15 protein-coding genes are annotated in these 16198 nt (G+C 55.5%); 12 read left to right on the plus strand and 3 right to left on the minus strand.

Going from position 1 to position 16198, the window contains the following annotated elements; translation table 11 throughout:
* Positions 1-122: 122 nt before the first annotated feature.
* Both nuoM and nuoN read left to right on the plus strand, forming a co-directional pair.
* Positions 123-1652 carry an NADH-quinone oxidoreductase subunit M gene (gene nuoM / locus G163CM_RS01925; protein WP_015963661.1) on the plus strand — a complete coding sequence of 510 codons (1530 nt, stop codon included), beginning with the start codon at positions 123-125 and terminating at the stop codon, positions 1650-1652.
* A 6-nt stretch (positions 1653-1658) separates the two neighbouring features.
* Positions 1659-3116: an NADH-quinone oxidoreductase subunit NuoN gene (gene nuoN, locus G163CM_RS01930; RefSeq protein WP_231826665.1), complete on the plus strand. Its 1458-nt coding sequence runs from the start codon at positions 1659-1661 to the stop codon at positions 3114-3116.
* A 102-nt stretch (positions 3117-3218) separates the two neighbouring features.
* Here nuoN and G163CM_RS01935 read toward each other — a convergent pair whose 3' ends face one another.
* Complete coding sequence (locus G163CM_RS01935; protein ID WP_231826666.1) at positions 3219-3641, minus strand: hypothetical protein; 423 nt, start codon at positions 3639-3641, stop codon at positions 3219-3221.
* 142 nt (positions 3642-3783) lie between these two features.
* Positions 3784-4716 carry a M28 family peptidase gene (locus tag G163CM_RS01940; RefSeq protein ID WP_420851341.1) on the minus strand — a complete coding sequence of 311 codons (933 nt, stop codon included), beginning with the start codon at positions 4714-4716 and terminating at the stop codon, positions 3784-3786.
* A 148-nt stretch (positions 4717-4864) separates the two neighbouring features.
* On the opposite strand from G163CM_RS01940, the gene G163CM_RS01945 reads away from it, so the two are divergent.
* Both G163CM_RS01945 and G163CM_RS01950 read left to right on the plus strand, forming a co-directional pair.
* Positions 4865-5470: a hypothetical protein gene (locus tag G163CM_RS01945; RefSeq protein ID WP_231826670.1), complete on the plus strand. Its 606-nt coding sequence runs from the start codon at positions 4865-4867 to the stop codon at positions 5468-5470.
* Between the two features lie 249 nt (positions 5471-5719).
* Complete coding sequence (locus G163CM_RS01950) at positions 5720-7273, plus strand: vWA domain-containing protein (RefSeq protein WP_420851342.1); 1554 nt, start codon at positions 5720-5722, stop codon at positions 7271-7273.
* Between the two features lie 30 nt (positions 7274-7303).
* Here G163CM_RS01950 and rbn read toward each other — a convergent pair whose 3' ends face one another.
* Complete coding sequence (rbn, locus tag G163CM_RS01955; protein ID WP_231826672.1) at positions 7304-8221, minus strand: ribonuclease BN; 918 nt, start codon at positions 8219-8221, stop codon at positions 7304-7306.
* Between the two features lie 51 nt (positions 8222-8272).
* On the opposite strand from rbn, the gene G163CM_RS01960 reads away from it, so the two are divergent.
* From G163CM_RS01960 to menE, 8 genes are all read left to right on the plus strand, one after another.
* Positions 8273-8734: a GNAT family N-acetyltransferase gene (locus G163CM_RS01960; RefSeq protein WP_015963664.1), complete on the plus strand. Its 462-nt coding sequence runs from the start codon at positions 8273-8275 to the stop codon at positions 8732-8734.
* A 55-nt stretch (positions 8735-8789) separates the two neighbouring features.
* Positions 8790-9086 (plus strand): stress response protein ElaB, encoded by a 297-nt coding sequence (gene elaB, locus G163CM_RS01965; protein ID WP_015963665.1) that lies wholly within the window; start codon positions 8790-8792, stop codon positions 9084-9086.
* Between the two features lie 86 nt (positions 9087-9172).
* Positions 9173-10465, plus strand: a complete 1293-nt coding sequence (gene menF, locus G163CM_RS01970; RefSeq protein WP_231826673.1) for an isochorismate synthase MenF — start codon at positions 9173-9175, stop codon at positions 10463-10465.
* Between the two features lie 78 nt (positions 10466-10543).
* Entirely contained in the window at positions 10544-12214 is a 1671-nt protein-coding gene (gene menD / locus G163CM_RS01975) for a 2-succinyl-5-enolpyruvyl-6-hydroxy-3-cyclohexene-1-carboxylic-acid synthase (RefSeq protein WP_231826675.1), read from the plus strand.
* Positions 12211-12972 carry a 2-succinyl-6-hydroxy-2,4-cyclohexadiene-1-carboxylate synthase gene (menH, locus tag G163CM_RS01980; protein WP_231826676.1) on the plus strand — a complete coding sequence of 254 codons (762 nt, stop codon included), beginning with the start codon at positions 12211-12213 and terminating at the stop codon, positions 12970-12972. The genes menD and menH overlap by 4 nt, the downstream gene beginning before the upstream one ends.
* Before the next feature lie 14 nt (positions 12973-12986).
* The gene (gene menB / locus G163CM_RS01985) at positions 12987-13844 is read left to right on the plus strand and encodes a 1,4-dihydroxy-2-naphthoyl-CoA synthase (protein ID WP_108473603.1); all 858 of its coding nucleotides are present in this window, start codon (positions 12987-12989) and stop codon (positions 13842-13844) included.
* A complete protein-coding gene (gene menC / locus G163CM_RS01990) occupies positions 13844-14809 on the plus strand; it encodes an o-succinylbenzoate synthase (RefSeq protein ID WP_231826677.1) in 966 nt (321 codons plus the stop codon). The genes menB and menC overlap by 1 nt, the downstream gene beginning before the upstream one ends.
* Complete coding sequence (menE, locus tag G163CM_RS01995; protein WP_231826678.1) at positions 14806-16179, plus strand: o-succinylbenzoate--CoA ligase; 1374 nt, start codon at positions 14806-14808, stop codon at positions 16177-16179. Before menC ends, menE begins: the two co-directional genes overlap by 4 nt.
* The last annotated feature ends 19 nt before the right edge of the window (positions 16180-16198 follow it).

Raw genomic sequence — 16198 nt, forward strand, 5'->3', positions numbered from 1 at the left:
GTTCCGTAGGTCGGGTAAGCGTTAGCGCCACCCGACACCACAAACCGCACTCAACCGTGAAATTTGTCGAATTCGTTGAAAATCGGTCCTTGATAGGACTTTAACAAGGAATAAAGATCGCCATGTTATTACCCTGGCTAATACTGATTCCCTTTATCGGCGGCTTCCTGTGCTGGCAGACTGAACGCTTTGGCGTGAAGATGCCGCGCTGGATTGCGCTGATTACCATGGGATTGACGCTCGCACTTGGCCTGCAACTGTGGCTGCAAGGCGGTTACTCACTGACGCAATCCACCGGCCTGCCGCAGTGGCAGTCTGAGTTTATCCTGCCGTGGATCCCACGCTTCGGTATCTCTATCCATCTGGCTATCGACGGACTGTCGCTGCTGATGGTGGTGCTGACCGGCCTGCTGGGCGTGCTGGCGGTACTCTGCTCGTGGAATGAAATCCAGAAATATCAGGGCTTTTTCCACCTCAACCTGATGTGGATCCTGGGCGGCGTTATCGGCGTGTTCCTCGCCATCGACATGTTCCTGTTCTTCTTCTTCTGGGAGATGATGCTGGTACCGATGTACTTCCTGATCGCGTTGTGGGGCCATAAGGCGTCCGACGGTAAAACGCGTATCACGGCGGCGACCAAATTCTTCATCTATACCCAGGCGAGTGGTCTGGTGATGCTGATTGCGATTCTGGCGCTGGTGTTTGTGCACCATAATGCGACCGGCGTCTGGACCTTCAATTACGAAGACCTGCTGAAAACCCCGATGTCCCACGGCGTGGAATACCTGCTGATGCTGGGCTTCTTCATCGCTTTCGCGGTGAAAATGCCGGTGGTTCCGCTGCACGGCTGGTTGCCGGATGCGCACTCCCAGGCACCGACTGCCGGTTCCGTTGACCTGGCGGGCATCTTGCTGAAAACCGCGGCCTACGGTCTGCTGCGTTTCTCTCTGCCGCTGTTCCCGAATGCCTCTGCCGAGTTCGCACCCATTGCCATGTGGCTGGGCGTAATTGGTATCTTCTACGGCGCGTGGATGGCTTTCACCCAGTACGATATCAAGCGTCTGATTGCATACACCTCCGTTTCCCACATGGGCTTCGTGCTGATTGCTATCTATACCGGCAGCCAACTGGCCTATCAGGGCGCGGTGATTCAGATGATTGCTCACGGTCTGTCGGCGGCGGGTCTCTTCATCCTGTGTGGCCAGCTTTACGAGCGTCTGCATACCCGCGACATGCGTATGATGGGCGGCCTGTGGAGCAAAATTAAGTGGTTGCCAGCCTGTTCCCTGTTCTTCGCCGTGGCGACGCTGGGGATGCCGGGCACCGGTAACTTCGTCGGTGAATTCATGATTCTGTTCGGTAGCTTCCATGTGGTGCCGCTGATCACCGTCATCTCCACTTTCGGTCTGGTTTTCGCTTCCGTTTACTCGCTGGCGATGCTGCACCGCGCTTACTTTGGTAAAGCGAAGAGTGAAATCGCGGCCAAAGAGCTGCCAGGGATGTCGCTGCGTGAACTGTTCATCATTCTTCTGCTGGTCGTGCTGCTGGTTCTGCTGGGCTTCTATCCTCAGCCGATTCTGGACACGTCACACTCTGCGATGGGCAACATTCAGCAGTGGTTTGTTAATTCTGTTTCAACTACAAGGCCGTAATTCGCCATGACAATAACTCCACAACAACTGATCGCGCTGTTACCGCTGCTGATCGTCGGCTTGACGGTGGTGGTTGTGATGCTCTCCATTGCGTGGCGACGCAATCACTTCCTCAACGCTACGCTTGCGGTTATCGGGCTTAACGCGGCGCTGGTTTCGCTCTGGTTTGTTGGCCAGGCGGGCGCAATGGACGTGACGCCGCTGATGCGCGTCGACGGCTACGCCATGCTCTACACCGGCATGGTGCTGCTGGCGAGCCTCGCGACCTGTACGTTTGCTTACCCGTGGCTGGAAGGCTACCCGGATAACAAAGAAGAGTTCTACCTGCTGGTGCTGATTGCCGCACTGGGTGGCATTCTGCTGGCGAACGCCAATCACCTGGCGGCGCTGTTCCTGGGGATTGAGCTGATCTCGCTGCCGCTGTTCGGGTTGATTGGTTACGCTTTCCGTCAGAAACGTTCGCTGGAAGCGAGTATCAAGTACACCATTCTGTCTGCTGCGGCATCGTCTTTCCTGCTGTTCGGTATGGCGCTGGTTTACGCCAACTCTGGCAACCTGTCGTTCGTCGCGCTCGGTAAGAGCCTGGCAGACAACATGCTGCATGAACCGCTGCTGTTGGCGGGTCTGGGCATGATGATTGTCGGCCTTGGCTTTAAACTCTCGCTGGTGCCGTTCCACCTGTGGACGCCAGATGTCTACCAGGGCGCGCCTGCTCCGGTTTCCACCTTCCTGGCGACGGCGAGCAAAATCGCTATCTTCGGCGTAGTGATGCGTCTGTTCCTCTACGCGCCGGTAGGCGATAGCGAAGCGGTACGTATTGTGCTGGGCCTGATTGCCTTTGCCTCCATCATCTTCGGTAACCTGATGGCCCTGAGCCAGACCAACATCAAACGTCTGCTCGGCTACTCCTCGATCTCTCACCTCGGTTATCTGCTGGTGGCGCTGATTGCGCTGCAAAGCGGCGAAATGTCGATGGAAGCGGTAGGCGTGTATCTGGCCGGTTACCTGTTCAGCAGCCTCGGCGCGTTCGGCGTAGTGAGCCTGATGTCCAGCCCGTATCGCGGCCCGGATGCAGAATCACTGTTCTCCTACCGTGGTCTGTTCTGGCATCGCCCGATCCTCTCTGCGGTAATGACGGTGATGATGCTGTCGCTGGCTGGTATCCCGATGACGCTGGGCTTTATCGGCAAGTTCTACGTACTGGCCGTCGGTGTGCAAACTCACCTGTGGTGGCTGGTTGGCGCGGTTGTCGTCGGTTCGGCAATTGGCCTCTACTACTACCTGCGTGTGGCGGTAAGCCTGTACCTGCATGCGCCGGAACAGCTCAACCGTGATGCGCCGTCGAACTGGCAGTACAGCGCAGGCGGTATTGTGGTGCTGGTGTCTGCACTGCTGGTACTGGTACTTGGCGTCTGGCCGCAGCCGCTGATCGAACTGGTGCAGATGGCGATGCCGCTGATGTAAGGTTGAGTGTTGATGTGAAAAAACCGCCGATTTCGGCGGTTTTTTTATGGCATCCTGGCTTGAAAGAACTTTTTTTATAATCATTCGTAATGAACAATGTATTTAATCCCACCAACAAATAACCGGATGCATACCCTCAGGGACTTCAATCCATCCATGATCCGTATCTTCGGACCATCCTTCCCAACACTCATCAGGGGCAATTTCTTCTGCAAACCAACTCTGAACTTCTTCAGGTGAAGCAGAAGTGATAACTAAAATACTATCGCTAAAGGGCCAGTCTGGGTCATCGAACATCGTAATCTCTATCAAAACATCACTGACATCATTACGCTCACGAATTTTCTGCAAATGGTGATAAATAGCTTGCGGAGATGGTTCTGGAGTCACATTGCAACATATTGAACCGAGGATATTATTTCCGATAAAAAAATCCTCAAGAGATAACAATGGTCGGAGGGTGTCAGGATCATTAACATCACCGTTGATATTAACAAGTTGGGTAATGCGTTCTAAAGGTGTCATAATCATTCCTTGAGATGATGTACTCACAAAATGAATGGTATTGATTGAATTCATAGTGAATGAATATAACCAATACCATACCTCTTATTATTTTTAGTGTCATCATAACATGGATGTTAAGCAGGGAAGGGTTCCAGATATTTTAATTTTTAATGTCACGTAATAAAATCAAAACCCCATCCACCACCTGCGCCATCCGCTCATAATCCAACCTATCCGCGGTATCGCCCTTTAAATGGTACTCGGTATTTCGAAAAAATGCCGTGTCGGTAATCATCACTGCCGGAATATCTCGCTGCCAGTAATTAAGATGATCCGAAAAGTCGATTCCGGGAACAAACGACGGTGCGTTGATGGAATATACGGGTAATTTTTTGACTGATAATAAACCGGCCTTTACCTGACGCACGGCGCTAATATCCTGCATTCTCCCGACCACGGCGATGAAATTGCCGCGAGTAGGGTACAGCCAGTTCAGCCCGGCGATGGGATAGCGTTGGCTGTCGGGCGCGTCGTTGTAATAACCGATCATCTCCAGCGCCACCATCAGCTTCACCGGGCGCGTGAGTGAAGCGGCATGCACCACGCTGCCCATTTCATCGCTGCGGAAAAACGGCGGTTCTTCCGAGGCGTAAGCGACCAGTTGCACGCCGACATCCGGCGCTTGCTGTTGCAGCAGGCGCGCCAGTTCCAGTAACCCGGCAACGCCGCTGGCGTTATCGTCCGCACCGGGCGTGTAGGTTATCTGGCCATTTTCATCGCCGGTCGCAGAGTCATAATGCGCGCCAATAACTATCAGTGGGCCATCTTTCGGGCCAAAGTCGGCGATGATGTTTTTGTAAGGGCCGCTCGCGATGGGAACTGGTTGCTCACTCACGCTTGCGCCGCTGGCCTCGAAGGCGTGTCTGATGTAGCTGGCAGCCGCATTGAGATTCGCCATATTGTCCGCGCTTCGTGGATGCACGGTTTGCGAAAGATAACGCACGGTTTCTTCCAGTTTTGCCGGGCTGGCATGGTGTGGCGCGGAAGGCAACGGAGTGACCCACGGCTGGTATAAAATAAACATAAAACTCATCAATATAAAAATGATGAGTACTGATATGTTGCGGAAAACTTTTTTACCCATAATTGTTTTATAAACGAGATGTTGTTTGCTGTGGTGTCAGGTATTATACGGTGAAAACTCATCTTCAGTGAGAAAATTTCAAAGGGAACGATAGAGAATGTTTGTTAAATATAAAGCACTATTATTATTCGCTATTGTTACGCTATCAGGTTGTGCTGATAATATTGACGCTGATGGTGTTAACCCTGCAGCGTTAAAGGCTCCCCAGCCAGAGACGTGTCCGGTGTATGATCATTTTTTTACTAATAAAGGCGAGCAGATAGATAAAACATTGATCAAAGGAGTACCAGAATACTTATCCTCTTTGTTCAAAGATTATCTCCGTCGTTACGACGCCCGGTATGGTGATGAGTCCTTCATAACCTACCCGCAGAGTCTGACCCCGGAGGTCCGCCTGTCTATCAATGGCACGGAAGGTTATCTCTTTCTTCACCTGAAAGAGGGCGGATGGCGGCAGGAGAGGCTGTTGCCAGTGCACTGCGAGAATGGCCGAATGGTGTTAAAATCGAAATACCGTGAGAACGTCTATTCCGCATACGGTACGCTGGTGTTGCGCCCTGAAGGGGATAATTTGCGGGTGACAATCTATATGAAAGCGGTCAGAAGAGTGGCAGGGATATTTTCTGTTACCGAATCGGACATGTTATCTCAATGGCGTTTCCATCAGGCGGATCCTGTGTTGAGGGCATCAGCGTTGAAATAATAACATTCAAATTATGAATGTTATTTGTTTTATTATTTGTGGTATTTATTGCTATCCAGGAATAGTCTGCTAAATGCGTATCTGGCGTTAATTAAATGGGCAAGTGAGAGTGGTGGATTTATTCTTTTGACATGAGGTCATTTAAATAAAAAAGGATTTTATATGTGCAAAGATAAAATATTAATAATTTCCATATGCGGTCTGCTGCTAAATGGTTGTTCATCTCACTCACCTGTCGCCCCGGCATCCATGTCAGGCTATGCCGTTATGGGCACTGGCGCGCTTGCTTCTGCGCCTTCCGCGCAACCAGATACCTCCCGCTACACCCACTACGACGACAACCCGGTAAAACAGGTTGCCCAGTCGCCGCTGGCGACGTTCAGCCTGGATGTGGATACCGGCAGCTATGCCAACGTGCGGCGTTTTTTGAATCAGGGGCAGTTGCCCAACCCGGATGCGGTACGGGTTGAAGAGATGCTGAATTATTTTCCATTGAGCAAACGCCCGGATGATAAAACTGCTTTTGGGTGTCAGGAGGTGCAGAATTCCGGAGAGCGCTGCGTTCATATTGAAATTACCTCCGGCTGCGAACCTTTCTCTCATCCTTTCTCCGTCCGGTACGAACTCACTCCCGCGCCGTGGAACGAACAACACACCTTATTACGCCTGGATATTGCCGCGAAAGAGTTAGCCAGCAGTGAGCGTCCAGCCGCTAACCTGGTTTTCTTGATTGATACTTCTGGTTCGATGGAAGGAGATGGCCGTCTGCCGCTCATTCAATCGGCGCTGAAAATGATGGTCAATGACCTGCGCCCGCAGGACCACGTCTCTATTGTCACTTATGCCGGCTCTGCCGAAGTCTTGCTTTCAGCGACCTCCGGGGCAGAGAAGCAAACCATTATTCATGCAATTAGCGATCTTAGCGCTGACGGCAGCACTAACGGCGGCGCCGGGTTGCAAATGGCCTACGAACAGGCGCAAAAAGGTTTCATCAAAGGCGGCGTTAACCGCATTTTGCTGGCGACGGATGGCGATTTTAACGTCGGTATTGACGACCCGAAAGCCATTGAAACGCTGGTGAAAAAAGAGCGCGACACGGGCATTACGCTCTCCACGCTCGGCGTCGGTGATGACAACTTCAACGACGCGATGATGGTGAGGATCGCCGATGTGGGCAACGGCAATTACAGCTATCTCGATTCGTTATCGGAAGCGCAGAAGGTGCTGAATAACGAGATGCGCCAGACGCTGGTGACGGTCGCCAAAGACGTCAAAGCACAAATCGAGTTTAACCCGGCGCAGGTGATTGAATATCGCCAAATCGGTTACGAAAAACGCCAGTTGCGCGATGAAGATTTCAATAATGACGCCGTTGATGCCGGAGATATCGGCGCGGGGAAACATGTCACGGTGCTGTTTGAGCTGACCCTCGCCGGGCAAAAAGGCTCGGTCGATGCGCTGCGTTATGCGAAAGCATCGCCGAAAGCGGAGAGCGGCAAAGAGAACGAACTGCTGTGGGTGAAGCTGCGTTACAAAGCGCCGCAGGGTGAAACCAGCCGCTTGATGAGCCAGCCGGTGATGGCGACATCGTTACAAAACAGCTTTGAAATGGCTACCACGGATATGCGTTTTCTCTCAGCGGTAGCCGCTTTCGGGCAAAAACTGCGCGGTTCTGATGAGCTGGCAAAAACGTCCTGGCAGCAGATTGCAGGCTGGGCGGAGCGAGCTAAAGGCACGGATGAAAAAGGTTACCGGGCGGAGTTTGTCCGGTTGGTGGATCTCACCGCAGGGCTGTCGCTCTGAACGAAGGGGGCGGTTTCGCCCCCGTCACGATTACAGCGTAATGACGGTAAAATCCTCCGCCATTTCGCTGGCCGGGAAAATCTCCCTGCACTCGGCCAACATTCGCCTGCAACCTTCGGCGTCATAGCGCGAGCTGACGTGCGTAATAACCAAACGCCCTACGCCCGCATCGCGCGCCAGTTCGGCGGCCTGACGCGTTGACGAGTGCCCGCGACTGTTGGCTTTCTCTTCCATCGCCGTTTCCAGCGTCGTTTCATGCACCATCATATCCACGCCGTGAGCCATGGCGGATGCGCCTTCGCACGGTGCCGTGTCGCCAAAAATCGCCAGCGTTTTACCCGGCGTGTTGGGAGAGAGATAGTCGCGGCCATCGATCACGCGCCCATCTTCCAGCGTGACGCACAACCCGTCTTTAAGCTGCTGGAACAGCGGCCCCGGCTTCACGCCGGCGTTAATCAAGGCTTTTGCATCCAGTGCGCCCGGCTTGTCATGTTCTTCAACCCGATAGCCATAGCACTCAACCGGGTGATTAAGCGGATAAGCCGTAACCTTGCGCAGACCATCGTCCATCACAAAACCGGCGCTCACCTCGACGATTTCCATTGGATAATCGGTCCATGAACCGCTTAGGCGCAGCGTGGTTTCAACAAACTCGCGCAAGCCTTTTGGTCCATAAAGCGTTACCGGGTTCATATTGCCCGCCATCGAACGGCTGCACAGTAGCCCAGGCAGGCCAAACAGATGATCGCCATGCAAATGGGTGATGAAGATGCGGTCGATTTTTCCCGGATGCAGCGTGGTTTCCAGCAGCTGATGCTGCGTGCCCTCGCCGCAGTCAAACAGCCAGACTGCCGGTTGCGTTGGATGCTGATGATGCAGCAGAATGGCGGTGACGTTGCGCGTCCGGGTCGGTACGCCAGCGGATGTTCCCAAAAAAGTCAGTTGCATAACGCCGCTCCCATGGCGGTAATAAAAACAATAACGATTAAGGAGCCTATCATGATTCAGTGGCAAGATTTGCACCATTCTGATTTAACCGTCCCGCAGCTGTACGCGCTGCTGCAATTACGCTGTGAAGTTTTTGTGGTTGAGCAGGCTTGTGTCTATCAGGATATCGATGGCGATGATCTGGTAGGCGAGAACCGTCATCTTCTCGGCTGGCAGGGCGATACGCTGGTGGCGTATGCGAGACTTCTGAAAAGTGAAGATGATTTTTCCCCCGTTTCTATTGGTCGGGTGATTGTCAGCCCGGCCGTTCGCGGAGAAAAATTGGGTTATCAACTGATGGAACGCGCGCTGGCAAGCTGCGCGCAACACTGGCCGGAACACGCGCTGTATCTGGGTGCACAGGCGCATCTGCAGAATTTTTATCGCCACTTTGGTTTTATTCCGGTAACTGATGTGTACGACGAAGATGGCATTCCGCACGTCGGGATGGCGCGCGAGGTCGGGCAGGCGTAACCGGCAAGCGTTGACTATAGTTATTCCACAGGTTTAGCAAACATGGAGATAAACTATGGTTAATGAAACACATATTGACGACGACCTGACTCTGCTGAGCGATACCCTGGAAGAGGTGCTTCGTTCTTCCGGCGATCCCGCCGATCAGAAATACGTCGAGCTGAAAGCCCGTGCGGAAAATGCACTGCATGATGTTAAATCCCGCGTGAGCCATGCTTCAGACACTTACTATTACCGGGCGAAAAAAGCGGTGTACCGCGCCGACGACTATGTGCACGAAAAACCGTGGCAGGGTATCGGTGTTGGTGCAGCGGTCGGGCTGGTGTTAGGTCTTTTATTGACCCGTCGCTGAGCAAAATCACACTCCCTAATCATGGGTACTGCTTTTTATAACCAGTACCCCGTATAATGTACGGTTTTTAGAATAGGGAGGTTCGCGTGCTATCCGTTTCTGCTGCGCTAAAGAGTCTGGCTGACTCTCTGTCGGACGATTTTCCCGCTTCACCCGGCACGCGAATTATCGAGATCCCTTTCCCGTTAACTGACGCATTCGACCCGCTTTGCTGGTTGAATGCGCAGGCCATCTGGCCACAATTCTGGTGGCAGCAGCGCAGCGGCGCTGATGAAATTGCTGCCCTTGGCGCGACCGTTTCGTTTTCCTCGCTGGCGCAAGCCGAAGAATATTTAGCTCGTTATGATGCTGGTGACATTCGTATTTGTGGCCTGAATAGCTTTGACTACCGGCAGATAGCGCTTTTTTTACCGCGTCTGGAGTGGCGCCGTGAGGGCGGACACGCGTCGTTAAGAGTGAACCTGGCAAGCGACACGTCGCTACAGGCCGACGCCGTCGCGGCGAAAGCGTTTATTGCGCAGTTGTCATCACAAAGCGTTTGTCATACCTCTGCGCTGACGCTCGAAAGCGAAGTACACCGCCCTGGTGAAGCCGGATGGCGCGGGCTGATTGAAGAAGCCACGCTTGCTATTGCCGACGGCGAATTCGAAAAGGTGGTGCTGGCGCGCGCCACTGACCTGACGTTCACCACGCCGCCCGATGCCGGAGCGTTAATGGCCGCCAGCCGCCGCGTAAACCTCCGCTGCTATCACTTCTTTATGGCGTTTGACGCCCAGCAGGCTTTTTTGGGCTCATCCCCGGAACGGCTGTGGCGCAGGCGCGGCCTTGAGCTGGCAACGGAAGCGCTGGCGGGAACCGTCGCCAGCCATGCGGATCCCATTCAGGCACAGCATCTGGCCGACTGGCTGATGAATGATGATAAAAATCAGCGCGAGAACATGCTGGTGGTGGACGATATTTGCGCGCGTTTGCAGGGCCATGTCGATGCGCTCGATATTCTACCCGCTGAAATTGTTCGCCTGAGAAAAGTTCAGCATATACGCCGTGTTATCCAGGCTACGCTGAAAGAAGCGAACGATAATCGCTGTTTAATGCAGCTGCAACCGACCGCCGCCGTGTCTGGCTTACCGCGCGCGCAGGCCTTCGATTTTATTGATTGCTTCGAGCCGTTCTCGCGCGAATGGTATGCGGGATCGGCAGGTTATATTAGCCGCCATCAGAGCGAATTTTGCGTCACGCTGCGTTCGGCAAAAGTGAGCGGCAACACGGTGCGTCTGTATGCGGGCGCAGGGATTGTTGCCGGTTCGCAGGCCGATTCGGAATGGCAGGAAATAGAAAATAAAGCAGCGGGGCTGCGTTCTTTATTGTTCTCTGAGTAGAACATTAACGACTCATATCAAAATCTCATTGTTTCGTATTATTTATACTGAGTCGCAATATTGATACCGGACAAACATATGTCAGTAAGCGCTTTCAACCGACGCTGGGCGGCGGTGATCCTTGAAGCTTTAACCCGTCACGGCGTGCGCCATATCTGCATCGCTCCGGGGTCACGTTCCACACCGCTCACCCTGGCGGCAGCTGAAAACCGTACATTTATTCATCACACGCATTTTGATGAGCGTGGGCTGGGCCATCTGGCGTTAGGGCTGGCGAAGGTCAGTCGCCAACCGGTGGCGGTTATCGTCACGTCGGGCACGGCGGTGGCGAATCTTTATCCGGCGCTGATTGAAGCCGGGCTCACCGGGGAAAAGATCATACTTCTGACCGCCGACAGGCCGCCGGAGCTGATTGACTGTGGGGCGAATCAGGCGATTCGTCAGCCGGGCATGTTTGCCTCACATCCCTCTGAAACGCTCTCTCTGCCGCGTCCGAGTCAGGATATTCCGGCTCGCTGGCTGGTCTCTTCGATTGATCATGCGTTGGGCTCGCTACATGCGGGCGGCGTACACATTAACTGCCCGTTCGCTGAGCCGCTGTATGGCGAAATGGACGACACGGGCCTTGAGTGGCAGCAGGCGCTGGGCACGTGGTGGCAGGAAGATAACCCCTGGCTGCGCGAATCGCTGCATCTTGAAAGCAATAAGCAGCGCGACTGGTTCTTCTGGCGGCAAAAACGCGGCGTTGTGGTTGCCGGGCGCATGAGCGCGGAAGAGGGCAAAAAGGTTGCCGAATGGGCGAAAACGCTTGGCTGGCCGCTGATTGGCGATGTTCTTTCGCAAACCGGCCAACCGTTACCCTGCGCCGATCTATGGCTGGGCAATGCGGCGGCGGTAAGCGAACTGGCGCAGGCACAAATTGTGGTGCAGCTTGGCAGCAGCCTGACGGGCAAACGTCTGTTGCAGTGGCAGCTAACCTGCGATCCGGAAGAGTACTGGCTGGTGGATAATCTCACCGGGCGTTTAGATCCGGCACATCATCGTGGTCGCCGACTAGTTTGTGAAATTGACCGTTGGCTGGAACTGCATCCGGCAGAAAAACGCACGCCATGGTGTACGGCGATCCCCCGTCTTGCTGAGCAGGCATGGAAGAATGTTCGTGCCATCAGCGAAACCTTCGGCGAAGCGCAGCTGGCGCATCGCATCCGCCATTATTTGCCGCAGCAGGGGCAGCTTTTTGTCGGAAATAGCCTGGTGGTCCGTTTGATTGACGCCCTAAGCCAGCTGCCTGCCGGATACCCGGTTTACAGCAATCGCGGTGCCAGCGGCATTGACGGTTTGATTTCAACGGCGGCGGGCGTCCAGCGCGCCAGCGCCAAATCAACGCTGGCGATTGTGGGCGATCTCTCTGCGTTATATGACCTCAACGCGCTGGCGCTGCTGCGTCAGGTTTCCGCGCCTTTCGTACTCATCGTGGTGAACAACAACGGCGGGCAAATTTTCTCGCTGCTGCCCACCCCGGTGGAGGAGCGTGAACGCTTCTACGCCATGCCGCAGAATGTGCATTTTGAACATGCGGCGAAAATGTTTGGCCTGAATTATCATCAGCCGCAGGACTGGGCCGCGCTTGAAGCTGCGCTCGATAAAGCCTGGCGTACACCCGCCACCACGGTGATTGAACTGGTGGTGAACGACACCGATGGCGCGCAAACCCTGCAACAGCTGCTGGCACAGGTCAGCCATCTATGATGTTAAACGCCGTTGCGCGCGAAGGTGATGCCGGGCAACCGTGGCTGGTTTTCCTGCACGGTTTCTCCGGTGATTGCCGTGAGTGGCAACCGGTAGGCGAGGCGTTCCCACGCGCCTCGCGGCTTTATATTGATTTGCCCGGTCATGGCGGTTCTGCCGATTGCCGGGTAACCCATTTTGCCGACGTCTGCGCGGCGCTCCAGGCGACGCTACTTAGTTACAACATCCTCAACTACTGGCTGGTGGGTTACTCGCTGGGCGGACGCATTGCGATGACCTTTGCCTGCCAGCATCAGCCGCAAGGGCTGCTGGGGGTGGTGGTTGAGGGCGGTCATCCGGGGCTGCAAAGCGCAGAACAACGCGCGCAGCGCTGGCAATCGGACAATCTCTGGGCGCAGCGTTTTGCCCGTGAACCGCTGAACCAGGTGTTTGATGCCTGGTATCGGCAGCCGGTTTTTGCCAGCCTGACGCCTGCGCAGCGCGATGCGCTGGTGGCGCTACGCCAAAACAATGACGGCAGCGCGCTGGCGGCTATGCTATTAGCAACGTCGTTAAGCGTGCAGGACGATCTGCGCGAAGCCCTGCGCGACCGTGCCTTCCCATTCTGGTATCTCTGCGGCGAGCGCGACAGCAAATTCAGGGCCATAGCCGATGAGCTTGCCGCGCCTTGCCATGTAATTCATAACGCCGGACACAACGCGCATCGGGAAAACCCCGAGGGCGTGGTGGCATGTCTGGCGCAGATTGTGCATCTCTGACTATAGGACACACTATGATCTATCCTGATGAAGCTATGCTTTACGCGCCGATTGAATGGCAAGACTGTTCTGAAGGCTACACCGACATTCGTTATCAGAAATCCGCTGACGGCATTGCCAAAATCACCATCAACCGTCCGCAGGTACGTAACGCTTTCCGTCCTCTGACCGTCAAAGAGATGATTCAGGCGCTGGCGGATGCGCGTTATGACGATAACATCGGGGTGATTGTCCTGACTGGCGAAGGCGACAAAGCGTTCTGCTCCGGCGGCGATCAGAAAGTGCGCGGCGACTACGGCGGATACCAGGATGATGCAGGCACGCACCACCTGAACGTGCTCGATTTCCAGCGCCAGATCCGCACCTGCCCGAAACCGGTAGTCGCGATGGTGGCAGGCTATTCCATCGGCGGCGGTCACGTACTGCATATGATGTGTGACCTGACGATCGCGGCGGAAAACGCCATCTTCGGCCAGACGGGCCCGAAAGTGGGCTCCTTCGACGGCGGCTGGGGCGCATCCTACATGGCGCGTATCGTTGGGCAGAAAAAAGCGCGTGAAATCTGGTTCCTGTGCCGTCAGTACAATGCTCAGGAAGCGCTGGATATGGGCCTGGTTAACACCGTTGTGCCGCTGGCTGACCTCGAAAAAGAGACCATTCGCTGGTGTCGCGAAATGCTGCAAAACAGCCCGATGGCGCTGCGCTGCCTGAAAGCCGCACTGAACGCCGACTGTGATGGTCAGGCGGGTCTGCAGGAACTGGCGGGTAACGCCACGATGCTGTTCTATATGACTGAAGAAGGTCAGGAAGGGCGCAACGCGTTTAACCAGAAACGCCAGCCTGATTTCAGCAAATTTAAACGGAACCCGTAATGCGACACGCGCAGGTTTACCGCTGGCAGGTACCAATGGACGCGGGCGTGGTACTGCGCGAACGGCGGCTAAAAACCCGCGACGGATTGTTTGTCTGGCTGCGTGACGGCGAGCGCGAAGGCTGGGGAGAAATCTCCCCCCTGCCGGGCTTCAGCCGTGAAACGCTGGATGAAGCGCAATCCGCTTTACTGGTCTGGGTGCAAAACTGGCGACAGGGTGCTGATACCCCGTTGCCGGAACTGCCCTCGGCGGCGTTTGGTATTAGCTGTGCGCTGGCGGAACTGGACGATACGCTGCCGGTGACGGCGGATTATCGTGCCGCGCCGCTGTGCACTGGCGACCCGGATGAACTGGTGCTGGCGCTGGCCGACATGCCCGGCGAAAAAGTGGCGAAGGTGAAAGTCGGCCTTTACGAGGCGGTGCGCGACGGCATGGTGGTGAATCTGCTTCTGGAAGCGATCCCCGATTTACATTTGCGGCTGGACGCCAATCGCGCCTGGACGCCGCTAAAAGCGCAGCAGTTCGCCAAATACGTCAACCCGGCATTCCGCGATCGCATCGCGTTTCTCGAAGAACCGTGTAAAACACGCGATGATTCGCGCGCGTTTGCCGTGGAAACGGGCATTGCTATCGCGTGGGATGAAAGCCTGCGCGATGACGATTTTCGCTTCGAAGCCGAACCTGGCGTGCGCGCGGTGGTGATTAAACCGACTCTCACCGGTAGCCTGCAAAAAGTGCAGGCGCAGGTCGCCGCGGCGCACGCGTTGGGTTTGACGGCGGTCATCAGCTCTTCCATTGAGTCGAGCCTTGGACTGACGCAGCTGGCGCGTATTGCGGCCTGGCTGACGCCGGACACCATTCCGGGTCTTGATACGCTGAACCTGATGCAGGCCCAGTTAATCCGCCGCTGGCCGGATAACCCGCTGCCGTGCCTGGATATGCTATCGCTGGAGCCGTTGCTGTGAGTTTTTCAACCTGGCCCTGGCGTTACTGGCGAGCGCAGCGGGGCGATGCACCCGCGCTGCGCCTCGACAACGAGACGCTTCACTGGACGCAGCTGTGTGAGCGAATCGACGCGCTGGCAGCCGGGTTTCAGGCGCAGGGCGTACGCGACGGCGACGGTGTCGCGCTTTGCGCGCGCAACCGGGGTGAAACGGTGCTGGCCTGGCTGGCATTGTTACAGTGCGGGGCCCGTGTTTTACCGCTTAACCCGCGTCTGCCCACTACGCTGGTAAACGCCTTACTGCCGGGGTTAACGCTGCGTCACGTGCTCAACCTGGAAAACAGTGAGATTGCCGATTCGCTGCCACGCCTCATGCTGCGAGAATCCACGGGTTATCACGATGTTGGCTGGCGGCCTGAACGCCTGGCCTCGATGACCCTCACCTCGGGCTCCACGGGGCTACCAAAAGCGGCGGTGCACACCTGCGCGGCGCACCTTGCCAGCGCGCAGGGCGTGTTAAGTTTGATTCCGTTTGCGGCGGGTGAGTGCTGGCTTTTGTCGTTGCCGCTGTTCCATGTCTCCGGGCAAGGGATTTTCTGGCGCTGGCTCTGTTCGGGCGCCCAGATGGCGGTGAGCGAGCGTCCACTCGCCGAGGCGCTGCAAGGATGTACACATGCTTCACTGGTGCCGACTCAGCTTTGGCGCTTGTTGAATGATGAACAGCCGCTGTCGCTCAAAGCCGTGCTGCTGGGCGGCGCGGCCATTCCCGCCGACCTTACCGAGCAGGCGAGCTCGATGGGGATTCGTACCTTCTGTGGCTACGGGCTGACCGAATTTGCCTCTACCGTTTGCGCGCGTGAAGCTAACGGCGGCGATGATGTGGGTACGCCGCTTGCCGGGCGAGAGCTCAAACTGGTGAACGGTGAAGTCTGGCTGCGCGCACAAAGTATGGCCTCGGGCTACTGGCGCGATGGCGCGCTTGTGCCGCTGGTCAACGCCGAAGGTTGGTTTGCCACGCGCGATCGCGGCGAAATTCGCGACGGTAAACTCTATATTGTTGGGCGCATGGATAACCTCTTCTTTAGCGGCGGAGAAGGTATTCAGCCTGAAGAAGTAGAGCGGGTTATTGTGGCGCATCCTGCGGTTTCGCAGGTGTTTATCGTTCCGCTGGATGATCCTGAGTTTGGGCAGCGCCCGGTCGCGGTAGTCGATAGCGAAAGCGATATCGATCTTTCTGTACTGGCGGGTTGGTCGAAAGATCAACTGGCGGGCTTCCAGCAACCGTGCCACTGGCTGCGGTTACCGGAAATGATGAAAAATAGCGGAATCAAAGTCTCACGTCATCAACTGAGGACATGGGTCTCACAGATTCTGGGTGCATCTCCCCGCTAGCTCTCCTCTGTAACGAATC

The organism is Pseudocitrobacter corydidari, assembly GCF_021172065.1.
Taxonomy (GTDB): Bacteria; Pseudomonadota; Gammaproteobacteria; order Enterobacterales; family Enterobacteriaceae; genus Pseudocitrobacter; species Pseudocitrobacter corydidari.